The sequence below is a fragment of the Ralstonia sp. 22111 genome (assembly GCF_052045895.1).
Taxonomy (GTDB): Bacteria; Pseudomonadota; Gammaproteobacteria; order Burkholderiales; family Burkholderiaceae; genus Ralstonia; species Ralstonia wenshanensis.
The window spans coordinates 1,143,591-1,160,506 of the sequence record NZ_JBQEPR010000001.1; the positions used below are offsets into that span (position 1 = coordinate 1,143,591).

Below are 16,916 nucleotides of genomic sequence, written 5' to 3' on the forward strand. Positions count from 1 at the left end.
GTTTTGAACTGAGTGGATTCATGGAACATCTCGACGTCGGCCCCCTTAAGACGGCGCGCGGCACCATCAAGCTGCCGGGCTCGAAGAGCATCTCCAACCGTGTGCTGCTGCTGGCCGCTCTCGCGCAGGGCGAGACGGTGGTGCGCGACCTGCTCGACTCCGACGACACGCGCGTCATGCTTGATGCGCTTGGCAAGCTGGGCGTCTCGGTCGAAGGCCTGGGTGACAACGCGTATCGTGTCGCCGGCACCGGCGGTCGCTTTCCGAACAAGTCGGCGGATCTGTTTATGGGCAATGCCGGCACCGCTATCCGCCCGCTGACAGCCGCGCTGGCACTGCAAGGCGGCGAGTACACGCTGCACGGCGTGCCGCGCATGCACGAGCGGCCGATCGGGGACTTGGTCGACGGCCTGCGCCAAGTGGGCGCACGCATCGACTACACGGGCAATGAGGGCTATCCGCCGCTGGCGATCCACGCAGCGCAGGTCAAGATCGATGCACCGATTCGCGTGCGGGGCGATGTATCGAGTCAGTTCCTGACGGCATTGCTGATGGCGCTGCCGCTGGTCGAGTCTGTCGGCAATGTCGCCATCGAAGTGGTTGGCGAGCTGATTTCCAAGCCTTACATCGAGATCACGCTGAACCTGATGGCGCGCTTCGGCGTGCAGGTCGCGCGCGATGGCTGGGCGTCGTTCACCGTGCCGACCGGCGTGGCCTACAAGGCGCCGGGCGAGATTTTTGTGGAAGGCGATGCTTCGTCTGCGTCGTACTTCCTGGCCGCGGGCGCGCTTGGCGGCGGGCCGGTGCGTGTGGAAGGTGTCGGCATGTCCAGCATCCAGGGCGACGTCCGCTTTGCCGACGCACTGAACCGCATGGGCGCCAACGTCATGGCCGGCGGCAACTGGATCGAAGTGCGCGGCGTCGAGCGCGACGACGGCAAGCTGCACGCCGTCGAGTTGGATTGCAATCACATTCCCGATGCGGCAATGACGCTGGCGGTGGCAGCGCTGTTTGCCGACGGCACAACCACGCTGACCAACATTGCGAGCTGGCGCGTCAAGGAGACCGACCGGCTGAGCGCCATGGCCACCGAACTGCGCAAGTTGGGTGCCGAGGTAGAAGAGGGGGCAGACTACATTCGTGTGACGCCCCCGTCGCAATGGACTCTGCCCGCCGGCGGCATCGACACCTACGATGACCATCGCATGGCGATGGCTTTCTCGCTGGCCGCGTTTGGCCCGGTGCCGGTGCGCATCAACGACCCCCGCTGCGTCGCCAAGACGTTCCCGGAATATTTCACAGCGTTCAGCGGCATTACCGCTTGAACCGCAATTAACTGCCAGTCATCATCATGTCCGACACCGCTGCTTCCACGCCGTACCCGGTCATCACCATCGACGGTCCGACCGCATCCGGCAAGGGCACGGTCGCTCACCAGGTCGCGGATCTGCTCGGCTTTCATCTGCTGGATAGTGGGTCGCTGTACCGGTTGGTGGCGCTTGCCAGCATGCGCGAGAACATCGACGACCATGACGTCGAGAGCCTCGTACGTATCGCCCGCGAACTCGATGTGCGCTTCAAGGCAGATCACATCTGGCTCAAAGGCGAGGATGTGAGCTTGGCACTGCGGCATGAGTCCGTTGGCAACCAGGCTTCGGCCATCGCCGTGCATGGTGCGGTGCGGGAGGCGTTGCATGCACGTCAGCGTGCGTTCCTGGAAGCGCCTGGCCTCGTGGCCGACGGCCGTGATATGGGCACAGTGGTTTTCCCCGAAGCGGTGCTTAAGGTGTTCCTGACGGCAAGCGTGCAAGCACGCGCCGAGCGGCGCTATAAACAATTGATTGCAAAGGGTTTTTCTGCTACAGTGGAAAGCCTTTCGCAGGACTTGGAGGCGCGTGATTTGCGGGATCGCACCCGCAGTGTCGCGCCGCTGCGTCCGGCGCAAGATGCGCGGCAACTGGATTCGTCCGACATGACGGTCGATGAAGTGGTCGCGCAGGTACTGGACTGGTACCGCCAGGTGCAGGGCGCCAACAAGGCGAACTGACTCGGCTGAACTGGTTCGATCGGTGCCGGTGGCATGTCGCTGCCGGCGGTTGTTCAACTTATAACCCCGCATGCGTGTCTTCGCCATTCCGTGCGAAAGCAATGCGAGGCATGTTCTGCGGATGTCTATTTTTTATGTCCCAAACTAACGAATCTTTTGCCGCCCTGTTCGAAGAGTCGATCGCCAAGTCCAATATGAAGGCTGGCGAAGTGATCTCTGCGGAAGTTGTGCGTATCGACCACAACTTCGTCGTTGTGAACGCGGGCCTGAAGTCTGAAGCTTTTGTTCCGGTCGAAGAATTCCTGAACGATCAGGGCGAACTCGAAGTGCAAGTCGGCGACTACGTTTCGGTCGCAATCGACGCGCTGGAAAACGGCTATGGCGACACCATCCTGTCGCGCGACAAGGCCAAGCGTCTGGCTTCGTGGCTGAACCTTGAAAAGGCACTGGAATCCGGCGAGATCATCTCCGGTACCGTGACTGGCAAGGTCAAGGGCGGCCTGACCGTCATGGTCAACGGTATTCGTGCATTCCTGCCGGGTTCGCTCGTCGACGTGCGTCCGATCAAGGACACCACGCCGTACGAAGGCAAGACCCTCGAATTCAAGGTCATCAAGCTGGACCGCAAGCGCAACAACGTTGTGCTGTCGCGCCGTGCCGTGGTTGAAGCCACGCTGGGCGAAGAGCGTCAGAAGCTGATGGAAACGCTCAAGGAAGGCGCGATCGTCAACGGTATCGTCAAGAACATCACCGACTACGGCGCGTTCGTGGATCTGGGTGGCATCGACGGTCTGCTGCACATCACCGACCTGGCATGGCGTCGTGTGCGTCACCCGAGCGAAGTGCTGTCGGTTGGCCAAGAAATCACCGCCAAGATCCTCAAGTTCGACCAAGAGAAGAATCGCGTTTCGCTGGGCGTCAAGCAACTGGGTGAAGATCCGTGGGTCGGCATCTCGCGCCGCTACCCGCAAGGCACCCGTCTGTTCGGCAAGGTGACGAACCTGACCGACTACGGCGCATTCGTCGAGATCGAGGCCGGTATCGAAGGCCTGGTCCACGTTTCGGAAATGGACTGGACCAACAAGAACGTGGCCCCGTCGAAGGTTGTCCAGCTGGGCGACGAAGTGGAAGTCATGGTTCTGGATATCGACGAAGACAAGCGTCGTATCAGCCTGGGCATGAAGCAGTGCAAGGCCAATCCGTGGGACGATTTCGCGCGTAACCAGAAGAAGGGCGACAAGCTGGCTGGCCAGATCAAGTCGATCACCGACTTCGGCGTGTTCATCGGTCTGCCGGGCGGCATCGACGGCCTGGTGCACCTGTCGGACCTGTCGTGGCAAGAGACGGGCGAAGAAGCCGTTCGCAAGTACAAGAAGGGCGACGAAGTGGAAGCCGTTGTGCTGGCCATCGACGTCGACAAGGAACGCATCTCGCTGGGTATCAAGCAACTGTCGGGCGACCCGTTCAACAACTTCATCTCGACCAACGACAAGGGTTCGATCGTGCAGGTCACGATCAAGGCCGTTGATCCGAAGGGTGCCGTGGTGCAGCTGGCTGACGACGTGGAAGGCTACCTGCGTGCCTCGGAAATCTCGAGCGACCGCGTGGAAGATGCCCGCAACGTGCTGAAGGAAGGCGAAACGATGACCGCGATGATCGTCAACATCGATCGCAAGTCGCGCAACATCAACGTCTCCATCAAGGCGAAGGACAGCGCCGACCAACAGGAAGCGATGCAGAAGTTCTCGGCGGATACCGGCGCAGCTGGTACCACGAACCTCGGCGCGCTGCTGAAGGCCAAGCTGAACGAAACCAATCAGTAAGCATCAACCGGGTCGACCCTAAAGAACGACGAGGACGCGCGCAAGATGCCCATGACCAAGTCCGAACTCGTGGAAAAGCTGGCCGCTCGCTTTCCGCAGCTGCTGCTGCGGGATGCCGATATCGCGGTCAAGACGATCCTGGATGCGATGTCCGACGCCCTGGCGGACGGCCACCGCATCGAGATCCGCGGATTCGGAAGCTTCGGTCTGAATCGTCGTCCGCCGCGTGTCGGTCGCAATCCCAAGTCTGGCGAGAAGGTGCTGGTACCCGAAAAGCGGGTGCCGCACTTCAAGGCGGGCAAGGAGTTGCGCGAACGGGTTGACCGCAGCCTGGAGCGGCAAGGCGAGCCTTCTTTGGAGGGCGAGCCTGCCGTGTCGCTCGCGACGGTGAAGGCTTCGAGACAGGCTGACAGCACCCGTCAGGCTGCCGGTTTTCCGGTAGACACGGCGGTGCCGCTGGCAATGTCGCGCTAAGCCTAGGTAGCATTTGGTAGCTTCAGGATCGCCCCGCTTGCCGGGGCGTTTTTTATTCCGGCGATGCTTGTCTGCCGCCAAGCCTGGCGTGGCTGGCCGCCATATGAATCCGCTACAATGCGGCACAACCCGGCAATCGCGCCGTTTCCGGCTGTTGCACCGCCGCCCGTTTCCGAATCCGCATGAAATTTCTCGTCTGGGTCATCCGCATTCTGTTGTTCGTGCTGCTCTTCGTGCTGGCACTGCACAACACGGCGGAAGTCTCGCTCGTGCTGCCGTTTGGCGTGGTCTGGCATGCACCGCTGATCCTGATCGCCTTCGCGTTCTTTGTCGCCGGCATCTTGTTGGCCATGCTGGCGATGGCTCCGCGTGTGATGCGGCATCGCTTTACGGCAAGCCGCTTGCGCCGCCAGATCGGTCGCATGAAGAAGGCGGATGAGGTGACCGAGGTGCCCACGCCCGTTGTCGCCGATTCTCCGTATCACGTTCCCGGCCCCAAGGTCTGACGCATGGATTTTGATCTCTGGTGGCTGTTGGCCATCCCCCTGGTGTTTGGCTTGGGCTGGGTGGCTGCGCGGCTCGATGCCCGCCAGTTGCGCACCGAACAATCGTCGCTGCCGCGCTCGTACTTCAAGGGGCTCAATTTCCTGCTCAACGAGCAGCCGGACAAGGCTATCGACGCTTTCATTGAAGTTGCGCGTCTGGACCCGGAGACCACGGAGCTGCACTTTGCGCTCGGTAGCCTGTTCCGCCGCCGCGGTGAAACCGAACGCGCCATCCGCGTTCACCAAAATCTTGTCAACCGCCCGGATCTTCCCCCCAATGAGCGCGATCACGCGCTGTTTGAACTGGGGCAGGATTTCCTGCGCGCCGGCCTGCTGGATCGCGCAGAGGAATCCCTGCGCATGCTGATGGAGGGCACATTCGCTGAGCCAGCCAAGCGCGTGCTGCTCGAGTTGTACGAGGTCGAAAAGGAGTGGCGCAAGGCGATTGAAGCCGCGCGTGAATTGCAGAAGCTGCAAGGCAAGGATTACGCCGTGCAGATCGCGCAGTTCTGCTGCGAAGTCGCCCAGGAAGCGCTGCAGCGCAAGGACGTACCGACCGCCGTCGAATGGCTGGAGCGTGCGCTGCAGGAGAATCCGAAGAACGTGCGCGCCACCATTCAGCTGGGCGACGTGGCGCAAGGGCAGGGCGATGTTGAAGGCGCCATCAAGCGTTGGCGCAGCATCGAACAGCAAAACACGGCCTTCTTGCCGTTGGTGGCTGAACGCCTGATGAAGGCGTACACGCAGCTTGGCCGCGCGGCCGAGGGACTCGCATGGCTGCGCTCCAAGATGGACGCGCGCCTGGGCCCCGAACTGCTCGATACGGTCTACAAGTACGAATTGGATGTGCACGGTATTGACGATGCCGTGGCGCTGATGCGCGATCAGATCCGTCGTCAGCCGTCGTTGATGGCGTTGACGCGGCTCGTGGAAGCCGAAGCAACCCGCGCATCCGAGGCGGTTGGCAATGAAGCACCCGCGACGGCAGGCGTCGCCGAAAGTGCGCTGGCAGACCCCGTTGAAGCGGGCAGCAATGCCGATATCCAGCGCGCGCAGGATCTCGGCGCCATTCGCGATTTGCTGCAAAGCCGTACGCGCAATCTGGCGCGCTATACCTGCCAGGAGTGCGGTTTCCGCGCGCGTCTGTTCTATTGGCAGTGCCCTGGCTGCAACCGTTGGGAAACGTATGCACCGCGCCGTACCGAGACGCTCGGCGGCAGCGGCGGTGCCAGCATGTAATTCAGTCCGGCGCGGCCTGCTTGTAGCGGCCGCGCTGGCGCTTTTTTAATCTTCAAGTGTTCGTATGAAAATCACCATCATCGGTAGCGGTTATGTCGGTCTGGTCACCGGCGCATGTTTGGCGGAGCTGGGCAACGATGTGTTCTGCCTCGACGTCGACCAGAAGAAGATCGACCTGCTCAACGCCGGCGGCGTGCCCATCTACGAACCGGGCCTGAAGGAACTCATCGAGCGTAACCGCGCGGCCGGCCGCATCCAGTTTTCGACCGACGTGGCAGCCAGCGTGGCGCACGGCGACGTGCAATTCATCGCCGTGGGCACGCCGCCCGATGAAGACGGCTCCGCCGACCTGAAGTACGTGCTGGCGGCCGCGCGCAACATCGCCCAGCACATGGCGGGCTTCAAGGTGATCGTCGACAAATCGACGGTGCCGGTGGGAACGGGCGACAAGGTGCGCGCCGCGGTTGGCGAAGTGCTGGCAACGCGCGGCAAGTCGGACATCGGCTTCTCGGTCGTGTCGAACCCCGAATTCCTGAAAGAAGGTGCTGCGGTGGACGACTTCATGCGCCCGGACCGCATCGTGCTCGGCACGTATGGCGATAACGATGGCCTGCGCGCAAAGGCCATCATGCGCACGCTATACGCGCCGTTCAACCGCAACCATGAGCGCACGTTCTACATGGACGTGCGCTCCGCAGAGTTCACCAAGTACGCCGCCAATTCGATGCTCGCCACGCGCATCTCGTTCATGAACGAGATGGCCAATCTGGCTGACAAGGTGGGGGCGGATATCGAACTCGTTCGCCTGGGCATCGGCTCCGACCCGCGTATCGGCTACAGCTTCCTCTACGCTGGCACCGGCTACGGCGGTTCGTGCTTCCCCAAGGACGTGCAGGCGCTGGTGCGCACGGCGCAGGAGTACGGCCAGACGCTGCACGTGCTCGAAGCTGTTGAAGCTGTCAATGACAAGCAGAAGGAAGTGCTGGTCGGCAAGATCGAAGACCGCATGGGCGCCGACCTGACCGGCCGCACGTTCGCCATCTGGGGCCTGGCTTTCAAGCCGAATACTGACGACATGCGCGAAGCACCGAGCCGCATCCTGATTGGCGCGCTGCTGGCGCGCGGTGCGAGCGTGCAAGTGTATGACCCGGTTGCGATGGAAGAAGCCCGCCATGCGCTGGCACTCGATCTTTCTGCCGAGCAACTGGAACGCGTGACGTTCTGCGCTGGTCAGATGGACGCGCTCAAGAATGCCGATGCGCTGGTCATCGTGACCGAGTGGAAGGCATTCCGCAGCCCGGATTTCAACGCCGTAAAGGCCCTGTTGAAGACGCCGATGGTGTTCGACGGCCGCAACCTGTTCGAGCCGCAAGCCATGCGCGATGCGGGCTTTGAATACCAGGCCATCGGGCGCTCCACCCAATCGTAATCACCGAGACCCACCGGCCACTGCCGACGCCCAGACCCATGACCACGCTCGCTTCCGAACAGATCCACGCCGCCCGCATTCTCGTGGTCGGCGACATGATGCTCGACCGCTACTGGTTTGGAGACGTCGATCGGATTTCGCCGGAAGCACCGGTACCGGTCGTGCAGATCAAGCGCCAGGAAGAACGCCTTGGTGGTGCCGCCAACGTGGCGCGCAACGTGGCGGCACTGGGCGCACAGGCCACCATGCTCGGGGTGATTGGCGACGACGAACCGGGCCGCACCATCGAAACGCTGCTTGGCGAGAGCCACGTTACGGGTCACCTGCATCGCGATCCGGCGGTCAACACGACGATCAAGCTGCGCGTGCTGGCACGTCAGCAGCAATTGATACGCGTCGACTTTGAAAATGCGCCCACGCACGAAGTGCTGATGTCGGTGCTCGATCGTTTCGCCATGCTGGTGCCGCAGCACGACGTGGTGGTGCTGTCGGACTACGGTAAGGGCGGTCTCACGCACGTTGGCAAGATGATCGAGATGTCGCGCCACGCCGGCCGCCGCGTGCTGGTCGACCCGAAGGGCGACGATTATTCGCGCTACAAGGGCGCAACCATGATTACGCCCAACCGCGCTGAAATGCGCCAGGTGGTGGGCTCGTGGAAATCCGAGCAGGACCTCACCATCCGTGCACAAAACCTGCGCCGCGAACTGCAGCTAGAGGCACTGCTGCTTACACGCTCGGAAGAAGGCATGACGCTTTATACCGAGCACGAGGTGTTGCACGTGTCAGCGCAGGCACGGGAAGTGTTCGACGTCTCGGGCGCAGGCGATACCGTGATCGCCACGCTGGCCGCGTTGCTTGGCGCGGGCGCCAACATCAAGGAAGCCGTGCAGTATGCGAACCGCGCAGGCGGCATCGTCGTCGGCAAGCTGGGCACGGCTGTCGTCACCCACGCAGAACTCTTTAACTGATCATCCGATCAACAGATCATGACCATCATCGTCACCGGAGCCGCCGGCTTTATCGGCGCCAACATCGTTAAAGGCCTGAATGAGCGCGGCGAGACCGACATCATCGCCGTCGACAACCTCACGCGGGCCGACAAGTTCAAGAACATCGTCGACTGCCAGATCAGCGACTACCTGGACAAGACCGATTTTGTCGAACGCTTTGCGCGCGGCGAGTTCGGCAAGGTCCGCGCGATCTTCCATGAGGGCGCCTGCTCCGACACCATGGAGACCGATGGCCGCTACATGATGGATAACAATTACCGTTACTCGCTGGCGGTGATGCGCGCGTGTCTGGACCAAGGCGTGCAGTTCCTCTATGCCTCGTCGGCTGCCACGTACGGCGCGTCGGAAACGTTCCGCGAAGAGCCCGAGTTCGAGCGGCCGCTCAACGTATATGGGTACTCCAAGTTGCTGTTCGACCAGATCGTGCGCCGTGTCATGCCGACGGCGCTGTCTCAGATCGTCGGCTTCCGCTACTTCAACGTCTACGGCCCGCGCGAGCAGCACAAGGGTCGCATGGCGTCGGTGGCATTCCACAACTTCAACCAGTTCCGCGCAGAAGGTACGGTCAAGCTGTTCGGCGAGTACAACGGCTACCCGCAAGGCGGCCAAATGCGCGATTTCGTGTCGGTGGAAGATGTGGTGAAGGTCAACCTGTTCTTCTTCGACAATCCGGACAAGTCTGGCATCTTCAATCTCGGCACGGGCCGTGCGCAGCCGTTCAACGACATCGCCACGACGGTCGTGAACACATTGCGCGCAGCGGAAGGCAAGCCTGCGCTTTCCACCGAAGAGCTGGCACAGGAAGGCCTGATCGAATACGTAAAATTTCCCGATGCGTTGCGTGGCAAGTACCAGTGCTTCACGCAGGCTGACCAGTCGCGCCTGCGCGCGGCAGGTTACACGGCACCGTTCCTGACGGTCCAGGAAGGCGTGGAGCGTTACTGCCAGTGGCTGTTGAAGCAGCCGGCCTGACCGCTCAGCCGTTTCAAGAATCAGACAGCGTGTGACTTTTTGTCCGCGCGCAGCGGCATCGCCAGGATGCTCTTTAAGATGTGCCGAAACCGCCGCTCACGTGGCGGTTTTTTATTTCCTATACCAAGGAGAAGCACATGTTGAAGAAGCTGTTGGCCACCGCCTTGATGTCGCTGTCGATGCTGTCCGCCTCGTGGGCTGCGGTAGACGTGAATACCGCAGATCACGCTGCGCTGGAAACGTTGTCCGGCATCGGCCCCAAGCGTTCCAAATCGATCATTGAAGAGCGCACCAAGAACGGCCCGTACAAAGACGCCACCGACTTCAAGGCTCGCGTGGCCGGCATTGGCGACAAGACGCTCGCCAAGCTGGAAAACGAAGGGCTGACTTTCGGTGCACCGGCACCGGCACCGGCACCGGTACCGACCGCCGTCAAGAAGGACGGTAAGGACGCGAAGAAGAAGTAAGCGAGGCAGTCATGCTGCCGACAACGCCCCACCTCGAGCGGGGCGTTTTGCCATGTGCGGGGCAGGGATTTTGGCTGCATTACAATGGCTGGATTCCCGTCCCCCACGCATCATGGCCTATCTCACCATCGAAGACACCATCGGCAACACGCCGCTGGTTCAGCTCCAACGCATTCCCGGCGAAGGCAACGCGCGCCGCGGCAATGTCATCCTCGGCAAACTCGAGGGCAATAACCCGGCCGGCTCGGTCAAGGATCGCCCCGCGCTGTCCATGATCAAGCACGCCGAAGCGCGTGGCCGCATCAAGCCGGGTGACACGCTGATCGAGTCCACGTCCGGCAACACGGGCATTGCCCTGGCCATGGCCGCCGCCGTGCGTGGTTACAAGATGGTGCTGATCATGCCGGAAGATCTGTCGGTGGAACGCCGCCAGAGCATGGCTGCTTACGGCGCGGAGATCATTCTCACCCCCGTCAAGGGCGGCATGGAATACGCACGCGACCTGGCCGACGCGATGGAAAAGGAAGGCAAGGGCGTCATCCTCGATCAGTTTGCCAACCCGGACAACCCGCTTGCGCATTACGAGACCACCGGGCCCGAACTGTGGCGCGACACCGAAGGCCGCATCACGCATTTCGTCTCGGCGATGGGGACGACGGGCACGATTACTGGTGTCTCGCGCTTCCTGAAAGAGAAGAACGCCGACATTCAGATCGTGGGCGCACAGCCGGAAGAAGGTTCGCGCATTCCGGGCATCCGCAAGTGGCCCGAGGCGTACATGCCAAAGATTTACGATCCGAAGTACATCGATCGTACCGAGTCGGTGAGCCAGTCCGACGCCGAACACATGGCACGTCGCATGGCTCGCGAAGAAGGCATTTTTTGTGGGATCTCTGCGGCGGGTGCGTTGTGCGTGGCGCTGCGTGTGGCAGAGGAAGTTGAAAACGCCACGATCGTTTTCGTGGTGTGCGACCGGGGAGATCGTTACCTGTCGACGGGCGTCTTCCCTGCCTGACGGTACGCCGCATCGCCAAATAAAAAGCGCAGCCGAAGCTGCGCTTTTTATTTGCACTGACGGCGGATCAACCCTGCATCGCCTGCCGTACGGCCTGGCCCAACTCGTACACCGCAGCCGCGTAGAAGAAGCTGCGGTTGTAGCGTGTGAGCACGTAGAAGTTGCGCAGGCCGACGCGGTACTCGGTCGGCTGACCCGGCGTGGGTAGATCGATCATCAGCACTTCGGTTTCCTGCTCGCGTGCGGCATCGACGCCCGGAGCCAGCGCCAGACCGGCGCGTGTGAGCCTGGACAGCGTCATGCCGGGATACGGTTGGCCGTCTGCCGCCGCCGCCGCGATGCCTTGGCTGTCGGCATCGCCTGCAATGTTCCACATCACGGGGCGGCTCGGTTCCCAGCCGTGCATCTGCAGGAAGCGCGCGACGCTGCCGATGGCGTCTACCGCGCTGTTGCGCAGATCGATGTGGCCGTCGCGGTCGTAATCGATGGCGTATTCGCGGATGCTGGTCGGCATGAATTGCGGAATGCCGACCGCGCCCGCATATGAGCCAAGGATCGAAAACGCATCCGCGCCCGTGTCTCGGCACCAGAGCAGGAAGTCCTTCAGCTGGTTGCGGAACATCGTGCTGCGGTCTTCGCGGTTGGGCGTGTCGGGGTAGTCGAAGGCCAGCGTGGACAGCGCGTCCATCACGCGGAAGTTGCCCATGTCTCGGCCGTAAATGGTCTCGACGCCCAGGATGCCCACGATCACGTCGGCCGGTACGCCGAATTCGTTCTCCGCGCGGCGCAGCGTGTCGCCGTATTGCTGCCAGAACCGTACGCCGGCGCCAATGCGGATCGGCTCGATGAAGCGGCCGCGATAGGCCGTCCAGCTGCGACGCGCGGGCGTGGCCGGCGGCAGGATCAGGCGTGCCACGGTGGCGGAATAGGCCGTGCCCGCAAACAGCGTATCGAGCGATGTCCGGTCAAAGTTGTACTGCGCGACCAGCATGCCGATGAAGGCCTGCGTTTGCGGGTTGTTGCGATAACGATCGGGGTCGATCTCTTCTTCATGCACCGCGACGCGGCGCTTGGGCGACTTGGAGACTTTCTTGGCAGCCAGCGAGAGCGCCGGGAAAGAGAGCGCGGAGAGCGCGGCGCCAGCCACCAGGGCGCGCAATACGGGACGACGGGAAGAAGGCGATTGGCTCATGGGCAGGCTTCATACGGGATCGGGGCATTGTAGCGGATGCGTCTGTTGGATCGCCCCGGGGCGTGCGGCGTTGTCGCACCGCCGTGCTAACGTAGCGGCTGGAGACACTGAAACACACCGGATCACAACAACATGGCGACCGGCCTTTACACGCATCCTGAATTCCTCCGGCACGAGATGGGGCCGCACCATCCCGAATGCCCGGACCGCCTGCGCGCGATCGAAGATCAACTCATCGCCAGCCGCATCGACGACCTGCTCGTTCCTTGCGAGGCGCCGCCCGCCACCGAAGCGCAGCTGTGCCGCGTCCATCGCAGCGAATACGTGCGCGAACTGGTGGCCAGCGTGCCGATTGCCGGCTATATGCCGATCGATCCCGACACCTCGATGAACCCGCACACCTATATGGCCGCGGTGCTCGCTGCAGGTGCCGCGGTGGATGCCACCGATAAGGTCATCGCCGGCGAGCTGGAAAACGCCTTCTGCAGCGTGCGCCCACCCGGCCACCATGCCGAGCCGGGGCGCGCAATGGGCTTCTGCTTCTTCAACAATGTGGCGGTCGCCGCGCGTCATGCGCTGGACCATCACGGCTTGCAGCGCGTGGCGATCGTCGACTTTGACGTGCACCACGGCAACGGCACCGAAGCGGCGTTCATCGATGAGCCGCGCGTGCTGATGTGCAGCATCTTCCAGCACCCGTTCTATCCGTATTCCGGCTCCGAGACGGTGGCGGCCAATATGGTGAACATCCCGCTGCCGGCATACACCAATGGCCTGACCGTGCGTGAGGTGGTGGAAACGATCTGGTTGCCGCGTCTGGAGGCGTTCCAGCCGGAGATGCTGTTCATTTCCGCCGGCTTCGATGCGCACCGCGAAGATGATCTGGGCCAGATGGGCCTGGTCGAGGCGGACTACGCGTGGATTACGAAGCAACTCATGCAAGTGGCGCGCACGCACGCCAAGGGCCGCATTGTCAGTTGCCTGGAGGGTGGCTACAACCTCAGTGCGCTGGGCCGCAGCGTGGTGGCGCACATCAAGGCGCTGGCGGAGCTTTAGGCCAGCGACGATGACGAATCGTTGATGACATTCGAAAAAGTAATAAAGACATCGTTAAAGAATCGTTCCTCGCATGTAGGGTCTGCCTTACACTAGCGCCTCATTCAAACAAAAAAGAGACGGCAACGGCCTAGGCACAGGGCGGTTGCCGTTTTTGTCTGTACGCATGATCAAACTCAAGGGGATATCGCAGCACTTTCGGGGAGCGGGCGGCCATGACGTCCAAGCGCTGCGCGACGTCGACCTGACCATCAATCGGGGCGAGATTTTCGGCATCATCGGCCGCAGCGGCGCGGGTAAGAGCACGCTGGTTCGCGTGATCAATCTGCTGAACCGGCCGACCTCCGGCACCGTCACCGTGGCGGGGCAGGAGCTCACCGCACTCAATGCCGACGGCCTGCGCCAGGCGCGCCGCAAGATCGGCATGATCTTCCAGCACTTCAATTTGCTGTCGTCGCGCACCGTGTACGACAACGTGGCGTTGCCGCTGGAGTTGGCCGGCACATCGCGCGAACGCATCCGCGAGATCGTCTTGCCACTGCTGGAACTGGTGGGCCTGTCCGCGCATAAGGACCGCTACCCCGCGCAGATTTCCGGTGGTCAGAAGCAGCGCGTTGGCATCGCCCGCGCGCTGGCGAGCCAGCCGGATGTTCTGCTTTCCGACGAGGCGACCTCCGCGCTGGACCCGGAGACGACGCGCTCGATTCTTGACCTGCTGCGCAAGATCAACCGCGAATTGGGGTTGACCATCGTGCTGATCACGCACCAGATGGAAGTCATCAAGCAGGTGTGCGACCGCGTGGCGGTACTCGACGCCGGCCGGGTAGTGGAACTGGGCCGCGTGATCGACGTGTTCCTGAAGCCTGAGCATGACGTGACGCGCGCGCTCATCGGCGAGGTGATCTCGCAAGAGTTGCCGCCCTCCGTTCTGGCGCGCGTAGAAAGCCGCCTCACAGCACGCGAGCGAGGTGGCCGTGATCATCTGTTCCGTCTCGCCTTTACGGGCGCAGGCGTAGACCAGCCGGTGCTGGCGCAGGCGATCCGCAACTACGGGCTCGACTTCAACATCCTGCACGGCCATATCGACGAGATCCAGGGCCAGGCCTTCGGCTCGCTGGCGATCCTGGCGTCGGGCGAAACCGCTGACATCAACAACGCAATGAGTTTCCTGCGCGAGCAAGGCGTGGTGGTCGAGGAGATCAATCATGTGGTCTGACCTGACCGACCTGTTTCTGCCGGCCTTCTGGGAAACGCTCGCCATGGTCGGCGTGTCCGGTGGCATTGGTGCGCTGTTTGGCGTGCCGTTGGGCGTACTGCTGTATCTGACGACTTCGGGCGGCGTGCTGTCGGCGCCGGTGTTCAACCGCGTGGCAGGCCTCGTCGTCAATGCCGTGCGCTCGGTGCCGTTCATCATCCTGCTGGTCGCGGTGATTCCGTTCACCCGCCTGCTGGCGGGCTCGTCCATCGGCACCGCTGCGGCCATCGTGCCGCTCACGATTGCTGCGATTCCGTTTGTTGCGCGCTTGGTCGAGACTGCGCTGCGCGAAGTGGACCGTGGCCTGATCGAAGCCGCGCAGTCGATGGGCGCGACGACCGGCCAGCTCGTCTACAAGGTGTTGTTGCCCGAGGCGATGCCGGGCATCCTCGCCGGCCTGACGATCACCTTCGTCAGCCTCGTCGGCTACTCGGCCATGGCCGGCACCATCGGTGGGGGCGGCCTGGGTGATCTGGGTATCCGCTACGGCTATCAGCGCTATGAATCGGACATCATGCTGGCGGTTGTCGTCATCCTGATCGTCTTTGTGCAGGCGGTGCAATCCACGGGCGATTGGCTCGTGCGCCGCCTGAGTCACCGTTAATCATGCAATCGACAGATAAAAGAGGAAACACGATGAATCGCCGTCAACTGCTGCAATGGTCCGCGAGCCTTGGCGCCGCATTGGCACTGGTCGCAGGTAGCGCGCTCGCGCAGAGCAAGCCGATCAAGATCGGCGTGACCGCCGGCCCGCACGCCGAGATCATGGAAGAAGTGAAGAAGGTCGCCGAGAAAGACGGCCTGAAGCTTCAGATCGTCGAGTTCAACGATTACATCCAACCGAACGCGGCCTTGGCAGCCGGTGACCTGGATGCCAACAGCTATCAGCACCAGCCGTATCTGGACGACCAGATTGCCACGCGCGGCTATAAGTTCGTGAGTGTCGGTCAGACCATCACGTTCCCGATGGGTATCTACTCGAAGAAGATCAAGTCGCTGAAGGAACTGAAGGACGGTGCGCGCTTCGGCCTGCCGAACGACCCCACCAACGGCGGCCGCGCGCTGCTGCTGCTGCAATCGCAGGGCGTGATCAAGCTCAAGCCGAACGCGGGTTTCAAGGCCTCGCCGCGCGATGTGGCCGAGAACCCGAAGAAGCTGAAGTTTGTCGAGTTGGATGCGGCGCAACTGCCGCGCTCGCTGGATGATCTGGATGCCGCCGCCGTCAACGGTAACTACGCCGAGAAAGCCAACCTGGACCCGACTAAGGATGGCATCGCCATCGAAAGCCCCAAGGGCCCGTACGCCAATGTGATTGCCGTGCGTGCCGCTGACAAGGATCAGCCGTGGGTAGCCAAGCTGGTCAAGGCCTACCACTCGGATGCGGTGAAGGCGTTTGTGAAAGCCAAGTACAAAGACGCCGTGATCGTGGCTTGGTAAGCACTTTTACACACGGTTAGAGGGTTTCCCCCAACTCGTTGCCGGACGTTTGACTGGCGTCCGGCAAATTTTCGCGGTTAAAATAGCACGACCGTTCGGAAAAATTACGCGAGCGACCGGCCCCCCTTATAATGGCCGGCGTTTTGCAAAATCGTCTTATCAATTAGTGGAGTGAGCGCATGAAAGTCCTGGTCGCAGTCAAGCGCGTGATCGATTACAACGTGAAGGTTCGCGTGAAGACGGACGGCAGCGGTGTCGATCTTGCCAACGTCAAGATGAGCATGAACCCGTTCGACGAGATCGCCGTGGAAGAGGCGGTTCGCCTGAAAGAAGCTGGCGTCGCCACCGAAGTGATCGCCGTGTCGTGCGGCGTGACGCAGTGCCAGGAAACGCTGCGCACCGCCATGGCCATCGGCGCCGATCGCGGCATTCTGGTCGAGACGGCCGAAGAGCTGCAGCCGCTGGCCGTCGCCAAGCTGCTCAAGGCGCTGGTCGACAAAGAGCAGCCGCAGTTGATCATTCTCGGCAAGCAGGCGATTGACGACGACGCAAACCAGACCGGCCAGATGCTGGCTGCGCTGGCCGGCCTGCCGCAAGCGACGTTTGCCTCGAAGGTGCAGATTGCCGACGGCAAGGCTTCGGTCACGCGTGAAGTGGACGGCGGCCTGGAAACCCTGTCGGTCAAGCTGCCGGCCGTGGTCACCACCGACCTGCGCCTGAACGAGCCGCGCTACGTGACGCTGCCGAACATCATGAAGGCGAAGAAGAAGCCGCTCGACACGGTCAAGCCCGAAGACTTGGGCGTGGACGTTGCCCCGCGCCTGAAGACGCTGAAGGTGGTTGAGCCCGCCAAGCGCAGCGCCGGCGTGATGGTGCCCGATGTGGCCACGCTGGTGTCCAAGCTCAAGACGGAAGCCAAGGTGCTGTAAGCGGTCACGCTACTTGCACGCAA

17 protein-coding genes are annotated in these 16,916 nt (G+C 62.1%); 16 read left to right on the forward strand and 1 reads right to left on the reverse strand.

Annotated features, from left to right (window positions below):
- The first annotated feature begins 20 nt into the window (after positions 1 to 20).
- From aroA to cysM, 11 genes are all read left to right on the forward strand, one after another.
- On the forward strand, positions 21 to 1,325 hold the full coding sequence (gene aroA / locus ACTJK4_RS05355) for a 3-phosphoshikimate 1-carboxyvinyltransferase (protein ID WP_440816579.1): 1,305 nt from the start codon (positions 21 to 23) through the stop codon (positions 1,323 to 1,325).
- Positions 1,326 to 1,351: 26 nt separating this feature from the next.
- Entirely contained in the window at positions 1,352 to 2,047 is a 696-nt protein-coding gene (gene cmk, locus ACTJK4_RS05360) for a (d)CMP kinase (RefSeq protein ID WP_260802812.1), read from the forward strand.
- Positions 2,048 to 2,181: 134 nt separating this feature from the next.
- Positions 2,182 to 3,870 (forward strand): 30S ribosomal protein S1, encoded by a 1,689-nt coding sequence (rpsA, locus tag ACTJK4_RS05365; RefSeq protein ID WP_004629196.1) that lies wholly within the window; start codon positions 2,182 to 2,184, stop codon positions 3,868 to 3,870.
- A gap of 45 nt (positions 3,871 to 3,915) precedes the next feature.
- Positions 3,916 to 4,344, forward strand: coding sequence for an integration host factor subunit beta (locus tag ACTJK4_RS05370; RefSeq protein ID WP_045204506.1), 429 nt, complete (start codon positions 3,916 to 3,918; stop codon positions 4,342 to 4,344).
- A 182-nt stretch (positions 4,345 to 4,526) separates the two neighbouring features.
- On the forward strand, positions 4,527 to 4,850 hold the full coding sequence (locus tag ACTJK4_RS05375) for a LapA family protein (protein WP_440816583.1): 324 nt from the start codon (positions 4,527 to 4,529) through the stop codon (positions 4,848 to 4,850).
- Positions 4,851 to 4,853: 3 nt separating this feature from the next.
- Positions 4,854 to 6,128 (forward strand): lipopolysaccharide assembly protein LapB, encoded by a 1,275-nt coding sequence (gene lapB / locus ACTJK4_RS05380; protein WP_316878074.1) that lies wholly within the window; start codon positions 4,854 to 4,856, stop codon positions 6,126 to 6,128.
- A 64-nt stretch (positions 6,129 to 6,192) separates the two neighbouring features.
- Positions 6,193 to 7,557 (forward strand): UDP-glucose dehydrogenase family protein, encoded by a 1,365-nt coding sequence (locus tag ACTJK4_RS05385; RefSeq protein WP_414560359.1) that lies wholly within the window; start codon positions 6,193 to 6,195, stop codon positions 7,555 to 7,557.
- Positions 7,558 to 7,595: 38 nt separating this feature from the next.
- The gene (gene rfaE1 / locus ACTJK4_RS05390; protein ID WP_260802809.1) at positions 7,596 to 8,528 is read left to right on the forward strand and encodes a D-glycero-beta-D-manno-heptose-7-phosphate kinase; all 933 of its coding nucleotides are present in this window, start codon (positions 7,596 to 7,598) and stop codon (positions 8,526 to 8,528) included.
- An 18-nt stretch (positions 8,529 to 8,546) separates the two neighbouring features.
- Positions 8,547 to 9,542: an ADP-glyceromanno-heptose 6-epimerase gene (gene rfaD, locus ACTJK4_RS05395; RefSeq protein ID WP_316853301.1), complete on the forward strand. Its 996-nt coding sequence runs from the start codon at positions 8,547 to 8,549 to the stop codon at positions 9,540 to 9,542.
- 137 nt (positions 9,543 to 9,679) lie between these two features.
- Positions 9,680 to 10,009, forward strand: a complete 330-nt coding sequence (locus ACTJK4_RS05400) for a ComEA family DNA-binding protein (RefSeq protein ID WP_440816589.1) — start codon at positions 9,680 to 9,682, stop codon at positions 10,007 to 10,009.
- Positions 10,010 to 10,121: 112 nt separating this feature from the next.
- Positions 10,122 to 11,024 (forward strand): cysteine synthase CysM, encoded by a 903-nt coding sequence (gene cysM, locus ACTJK4_RS05405; RefSeq protein WP_260802807.1) that lies wholly within the window; start codon positions 10,122 to 10,124, stop codon positions 11,022 to 11,024.
- 67 nt (positions 11,025 to 11,091) lie between these two features.
- On the opposite strand, the gene mltB is transcribed toward cysM, so the two are convergent.
- Positions 11,092 to 12,216 carry a lytic murein transglycosylase B gene (mltB, locus tag ACTJK4_RS05410; RefSeq protein WP_440816591.1) on the reverse strand — a complete coding sequence of 375 codons (1,125 nt, stop codon included), beginning with the start codon at positions 12,214 to 12,216 and terminating at the stop codon, positions 11,092 to 11,094.
- A 132-nt stretch (positions 12,217 to 12,348) separates the two neighbouring features.
- Between mltB and ACTJK4_RS05415 the strand changes: the two genes are divergently transcribed.
- From ACTJK4_RS05415 to ACTJK4_RS05435, 5 genes are all read left to right on the forward strand, one after another.
- Positions 12,349 to 13,272 (forward strand): histone deacetylase family protein, encoded by a 924-nt coding sequence (locus ACTJK4_RS05415; RefSeq protein WP_322016365.1) that lies wholly within the window; start codon positions 12,349 to 12,351, stop codon positions 13,270 to 13,272.
- A 166-nt stretch (positions 13,273 to 13,438) separates the two neighbouring features.
- The gene (locus tag ACTJK4_RS05420) at positions 13,439 to 14,488 is read left to right on the forward strand and encodes a methionine ABC transporter ATP-binding protein (RefSeq protein ID WP_343621262.1); all 1,050 of its coding nucleotides are present in this window, start codon (positions 13,439 to 13,441) and stop codon (positions 14,486 to 14,488) included.
- Positions 14,478 to 15,131 carry a methionine ABC transporter permease gene (locus tag ACTJK4_RS05425; protein WP_012761567.1) on the forward strand — a complete coding sequence of 218 codons (654 nt, stop codon included), beginning with the start codon at positions 14,478 to 14,480 and terminating at the stop codon, positions 15,129 to 15,131. The genes ACTJK4_RS05420 and ACTJK4_RS05425 overlap by 11 nt, the downstream gene beginning before the upstream one ends.
- Before the next feature lie 32 nt (positions 15,132 to 15,163).
- On the forward strand, positions 15,164 to 15,964 hold the full coding sequence (locus ACTJK4_RS05430) for a MetQ/NlpA family ABC transporter substrate-binding protein (RefSeq protein ID WP_414560364.1): 801 nt from the start codon (positions 15,164 to 15,166) through the stop codon (positions 15,962 to 15,964).
- A 179-nt stretch (positions 15,965 to 16,143) separates the two neighbouring features.
- Positions 16,144 to 16,893: an electron transfer flavoprotein subunit beta/FixA family protein gene (locus ACTJK4_RS05435; RefSeq protein ID WP_260802802.1), complete on the forward strand. Its 750-nt coding sequence runs from the start codon at positions 16,144 to 16,146 to the stop codon at positions 16,891 to 16,893.
- Positions 16,894 to 16,916 lie beyond the last annotated feature (23 nt).

What these genes read in the sequence shown, in the direction of transcription:
- ACTJK4_RS05425 (WP_012761567.1), top strand. Translation starts at nt 14,478, where the DNA reads ATGTGGTCTGACCTGACCGACCTGTTTCTGCCGGCCTTCTGGGAAACG.
- mltB (WP_440816591.1), bottom strand. Translation starts at nt 12,216, where the DNA reads ATGAGCCAATCGCCTTCTTCCCGTCGTCCCGTATTGCGCGCCCTGGTG.
- cysM (WP_260802807.1), top strand. Translation starts at nt 10,122, where the DNA reads ATGGCCTATCTCACCATCGAAGACACCATCGGCAACACGCCGCTGGTT.
- ACTJK4_RS05375 (WP_440816583.1), top strand. Translation starts at nt 4,527, where the DNA reads ATGAAATTTCTCGTCTGGGTCATCCGCATTCTGTTGTTCGTGCTGCTC.
- ACTJK4_RS05370 (WP_045204506.1), top strand. Translation starts at nt 3,916, where the DNA reads ATGCCCATGACCAAGTCCGAACTCGTGGAAAAGCTGGCCGCTCGCTTT.
- ACTJK4_RS05420 (WP_343621262.1), top strand. Translation starts at nt 13,439, where the DNA reads ATGATCAAACTCAAGGGGATATCGCAGCACTTTCGGGGAGCGGGCGGC.
- ACTJK4_RS05430 (WP_414560364.1), top strand. Translation starts at nt 15,164, where the DNA reads ATGAATCGCCGTCAACTGCTGCAATGGTCCGCGAGCCTTGGCGCCGCA.
- lapB (WP_316878074.1), top strand. Translation starts at nt 4,854, where the DNA reads ATGGATTTTGATCTCTGGTGGCTGTTGGCCATCCCCCTGGTGTTTGGC.
- rfaD (WP_316853301.1), top strand. Translation starts at nt 8,547, where the DNA reads ATGACCATCATCGTCACCGGAGCCGCCGGCTTTATCGGCGCCAACATC.
- ACTJK4_RS05435 (WP_260802802.1), top strand. Translation starts at nt 16,144, where the DNA reads ATGAAAGTCCTGGTCGCAGTCAAGCGCGTGATCGATTACAACGTGAAG.
- cmk (WP_260802812.1), top strand. Translation starts at nt 1,352, where the DNA reads ATGTCCGACACCGCTGCTTCCACGCCGTACCCGGTCATCACCATCGAC.
- ACTJK4_RS05415 (WP_322016365.1), top strand. Translation starts at nt 12,349, where the DNA reads ATGGCGACCGGCCTTTACACGCATCCTGAATTCCTCCGGCACGAGATG.
- rfaE1 (WP_260802809.1), top strand. Translation starts at nt 7,596, where the DNA reads ATGACCACGCTCGCTTCCGAACAGATCCACGCCGCCCGCATTCTCGTG.
- aroA (WP_440816579.1), top strand. Translation starts at nt 21, where the DNA reads ATGGAACATCTCGACGTCGGCCCCCTTAAGACGGCGCGCGGCACCATC.
- ACTJK4_RS05400 (WP_440816589.1), top strand. Translation starts at nt 9,680, where the DNA reads ATGTTGAAGAAGCTGTTGGCCACCGCCTTGATGTCGCTGTCGATGCTG.
- rpsA (WP_004629196.1), top strand. Translation starts at nt 2,182, where the DNA reads ATGTCCCAAACTAACGAATCTTTTGCCGCCCTGTTCGAAGAGTCGATC.
- ACTJK4_RS05385 (WP_414560359.1), top strand. Translation starts at nt 6,193, where the DNA reads ATGAAAATCACCATCATCGGTAGCGGTTATGTCGGTCTGGTCACCGGC.